Annotated in this window: 4 protein-coding genes; 1 reads left to right on the forward strand and 3 read right to left on the reverse strand. The window is 68.1% G+C overall.

Going from position 1 to position 4,320, the window contains the following annotated elements; genetic code table 11:
* Positions 1-488 (forward strand): phytanoyl-CoA dioxygenase family protein (locus OXK16_05200; protein ID MDE0375343.1); only part of this gene is annotated, 488 nt, incomplete at its 5' end.
* 262 nt (positions 489-750) lie between these two features.
* Here the strand turns inward: OXK16_05200 and OXK16_05205 are convergent.
* The 3 genes from OXK16_05205 to OXK16_05215 all read right to left on the reverse strand — a co-directional run.
* Positions 751-2,808 (reverse strand): acetate--CoA ligase family protein, encoded by a 2,058-nt coding sequence (locus OXK16_05205; GenBank protein MDE0375344.1) that lies wholly within the window; start codon positions 2,806-2,808, stop codon positions 751-753.
* 6 nt (positions 2,809-2,814) lie between these two features.
* A complete protein-coding gene (locus OXK16_05210; GenBank protein MDE0375345.1) occupies positions 2,815-3,975 on the reverse strand; it encodes an acyl-CoA dehydrogenase family protein in 1,161 nt (386 codons plus the stop codon).
* A partial coding sequence (locus OXK16_05215; GenBank protein ID MDE0375346.1) for a thioesterase family protein occupies positions 3,975-4,320 on the reverse strand: 346 nt, incomplete at its 5' end. The genes OXK16_05215 and OXK16_05210, both read right to left, overlap by 1 nt.

Here is a 4,320-nt window from a genome sequence, read left to right on the forward strand (position 1 = left end):
ACATCCAGTTCTACCCGCACACCAACTACAGCCCGCTGACGATCGGCACGTACCTGGCCGACACCGGCATGGATGACGGTCCGCTGATGGTGATACCGGGCAGCCACGACGGCCCCCTGTTCGATCAGTACGACGAGGAGGGAACCTGGATCGGATGCCTGTCCGCGGAAGATTCGGCGACCGTCGATGTCGGACGGGTCGAGTACCTAACCGGTCCGGCCGGCTCGATCACCGCGCACAACTGCCGGACGGTCCACGGCTCGCCGCCCACCTCCAGGCCGAGTGGCCGGCCCCTGCTGCTCAACGCCTATGCCTCCGCCGACGCCTTCCCCTACACGGCCCACCCACAACCGACCCGCAACACCGGCAAGGTGATTCGCGGGCAGCCCGCCCGGTGGGCCCATCACGACCCCCGGCCCTGCCTGATCCCCCCAGACTGGTCGGGCGGGTACGACTCGATCTTCGCCGCCCAGGACGAGGAAGGCTGAGCCAGGACTCCCAGAGCCCCCACGGTTCTGTTGCTCTCATGAGCGGGCTGTTCCTGTCACACCCCTGCTATATGGTATTGAACACCGTAAGCACTTATAGCGGTTTGATGTCGACCGGGCCGCTGGAGGGAACATATCGTCGGGCAACCCCGCCAAGGGGTAGGACGGACGCGCCCGACACCAAGGTGGCGGCGGTGGGGGAGGGACCGGCGGGCGGAGTCCGCCCGGCGCGTTTTTCGCGTTCTTCCGTCGGAAGAGGACGCTAGGAGCAGGACCCGTCTTCCGGGTCGGTGGAGATCAGCGCGTCGACCGCCCAGAGTGCTTCCTCGGTGAGGATGAGGGGGTTTATCTCCACCTCGACGATGCCGGGGCGGTGAGATAGCAGGGTGGTTAACCGGTCGATGATCTCCCATATCGGTTCGGGGTCGGCGACGAGTCCGGGCAACTGGTGCTCGAGCAGGCGCCCGATACGGAGCCGGCGGAGCGCTCGTCGCAGTCCGGGCCGGGTGACGGGCGCCAGCAGGTTGGTGGTGTCGGCCAGCCATTCCACCAGGGTCCCGCCTGCTCCGAGCGTCACGACCAGACCGATCGGCGGCTGCCGGGTGACCGACACCAGCAGTTCGGCAACGGCGCTCGTCACCTGCTCCTCGATCAGCACTTGACTGCTATCACGTCCCAGGCGCTCGATCGCTGCCCCGAGTTGTTCCAGGTCAGCTATCCCGGTTACCACCCCGCCGGTTCGCGACTTGTGGGCCGGGCCGACGGTCTTCGCCACCAGCGGGAAGGACAGGTGACGTGGCAACCGTGCCGGGATGCCGTCTGAGCAGGCGTCAACGACGACGCCGTCGGGTACCTGTACTCCCGCGCTCGAGAGGATCGACTTGGCGGCCGGTTCGTCCAGGGCCAGGACAGGGCCGGTCCAGGTCCCGGCGGGAATGTGGAGCGACGGGGGCGGATCCTCGAGCCATCGGCCCCTCGAAGCCGCTGCTGCCAATCCGGCCAGGGCTTCATCGATCGACCAGGCCATGCCGAGACTCCGCTCCGTTGCGAAATTCCGGACGGTGCCGGGAAGGCTCTCCGGGAGCCCCGACACGATCACGCCGGCTCGACCCGCTCGGTTGGCGGCGGTGGCGAACGCCCGCAGCGCGGGCCACCACTCCGTGTCGTCGTTCCCGTCCGACGGCCAGTCGATGATCAGCATGGCGGCGTCGAACGGCCCCGACACCACCTCGGTGAAGCATCGTTCCAGGGCCGGCTCATCACCCCAGATGAAGGTGTGGTAATCGAGCGGGTTGGTGATGGCCACCAGCTGCGGCAGGGTGGCCGCGATCCGGTCCCGGTGCTCGGGGCCGAAGGCAGGGAAGGTGACCTGATAGCGAACCGACCGATCGGCCACCAGCGCCGCCTCGCCTCCGGAACACGAGAGGGAGACCAGCCGGTTGCCGGGGATCGGCCCGACCGTGTCCAGCAATCCCAGCGTGGTCATGAAGTCCGGGATGGACTCCACCGTCGTCACCCCGTAGCGCTCGAATAGGGCGTCGTAGGCGGCGGCCGGGGCGGCCAGCGCCGCGGTGTGCGATGAGGTGATGCGCTCGGCTCCCTCCGACCGTCCGGTCTTGAGCACCACCACCGGCGTGCCGGTGTCCCGGCAGGCCAGCGCCGCGCGACCGAAGGCGATCGGATCGAGGATCGACTCGGCGTGGATACCGACCGCGGTCACCTCGGACCGGGCTGCGAGATGCTGCAGGCAGTCCTCGGTGGTGACCGAGGACTGGTTGCCCAGCGAGATCACGTAGCTGAAATCGATCCCGCGCCGGTTCATGGTGAGGTTGAGGGAGATGTTGCCCGACTGGCTGATCAGGGCGGGGCCGCTCCGTACCCGCCGGCAGCCCTGTACGTCGGGCCATAGGGCGGCGCCTGAGACCGCGTTGATGGTCCCGTAGCAGTTTGGTCCGACCAGCGGCATCAAGTGCCCGGTCACCAGCCGTTGCTGTAACTCGGCGCCCTCCTCGCCGGCCTCGGCGAATCCGGAGGCGTAGAGCACCGCCCCGCCGCAACCCATTCCCGCCAGTTGCCGGACAATCTCGACCGTGAGCCGGCGGTTCACGGCCACGAAGGCGGCGTCCGGCACTCCCGGCAGGTCGTCGAGCGACGGGTAGGCACGGCGCCCGGCCATCGTGGAGCGGGTGGGATGGACCGGCCAGATCTCTCCCTCGAAGCCGAGCCGGTCCGACTGGCGGATGGCTCGTTCGGCCGGGTCGCCGCCGATCACCGCCACCGTCCGGGGACGCAGGAGGCGGTCCAGGTCCCGAACCGGCACGTCGGGCTACCCGCCCAAGGGTCGGAGCATGGCCCGGGAGATGATGTGGCGCTGGATCTCGGAGGTCCCGTCCCAGATACGGTCCACCCGGGTGTCCCGCCACAATCGTTCCAGCGGGAGCTCATCCATCAGGCCCATGCCCCCGAAGATCTGGATGGCCTCATCGGTGACGAACTGGCACATCTCGCTGGCGAAGACCTTGGCCATGGCCGCATCCGTGTCCGTCATGGAGCCCTGACCGTCCTTCCAGGCTGCCCGGAGGGTGAGCAGCTCGGCGGCCTCGTAGCGCGTCTGCATGTCGGCCAGCTTGAACGACACCCCCTGGAACTTGCCGATCTGCCGGCCGAACTGGGTGCGCTCGGCCGCCCATCGGGTGGCCAGGTCGATGGCGCGCCGCGCCCTTCCCAGACACACCGCCGCGACCTGTAGGCGGGTCGATCCCAGCCACTCGTTGGCTACCCGGAATCCCTGGTGCTCCTCTCCGAGGATGGCGGACGCGGGCACGCGGCAGTCGTCGAACTGGAGGACGAAGTTGTGGTATCCACGGTTGGAGACCGCTTGGTATCCGGGCCGCACCTCGAATCCGGGAGTGCCCATGTCGACCAGGAAGGCGGTGATCATCTTCCGGGGACCTCGGGGGCCTGGTTCCTCGCCGGTGGCGGCGAACAGGATGACGTAGTCGGCCAGGTCGGCGTGGCTGATGAAGTGCTTGGTGCCGTTGATCAGATAGCCGTCGCCGTCCCGGACCGCCGAGCAACGCATGCCTCTCAGATCGGAGCCGGCGTCGGGCTCGCTCATCGCCAGGCATTCGACCCGGTCCCCTCGAACCGTGGGGAGGAGGTACCGGTCGATCTGTTCGTCCCGGCAGGCCTGCAGGATGTTGGAGGGTCGGGCCACGATGTACTGGAGGGCGTAGGAGGCGGCTCCCAGCTCCCGCTCCACCAGTGCCAGCGTGAGCGGGTCCAGCCCGGCCCCGCCGTACTCCTCGGGCATGTTGGCGGCGTAGATGCCGGCAGCGATAGAACGCGACCGGATCTGGTCTACCAGTTCCTGGCGCACCCGGCCGGAGCGCTCCACCTCCTCCTCGTAGGGGAACAATTCCTTGCGGGTGAAGTCGCGGGCGACATCGATTATGAGGCGTTGCTCGCCGGTGAGTTCGAAGTCCATCAGCTCGTTTCCCTGGTCTTCATCACCCGGCCCAGGTACCTGGGTTTCTCCGGGGCGGCGTGGGCGCGGCGGATCGCTTGCAACGCCCGGGCCGGCCGCCCGCGGACCGGAGCAGGGCGCCCCGCCGCGGTGTCCATATGCAACAGCATCTGCTCCGTTGTGGCCACCAGGTCTCCGGTCGCATCGTCGAACATCTCGTGATAGATGTGGAGCCGCTTGTCGTCGAGGCCGACCACCAGGGTCGTGAAGCGTAGGGAGTCGTCGCCCGCCACCTCCCGCAGGTAGTTGACGTGGGTCTCCACGGTGTAGAAGGAGTGGCCTGCGGCCCGATAATCCTCATCGTCG

The organism is bacterium (genome assembly GCA_028821235.1).
GTDB lineage: Bacteria > Actinomycetota > Acidimicrobiia > Spongiisociales > Spongiisociaceae > Spongiisocius.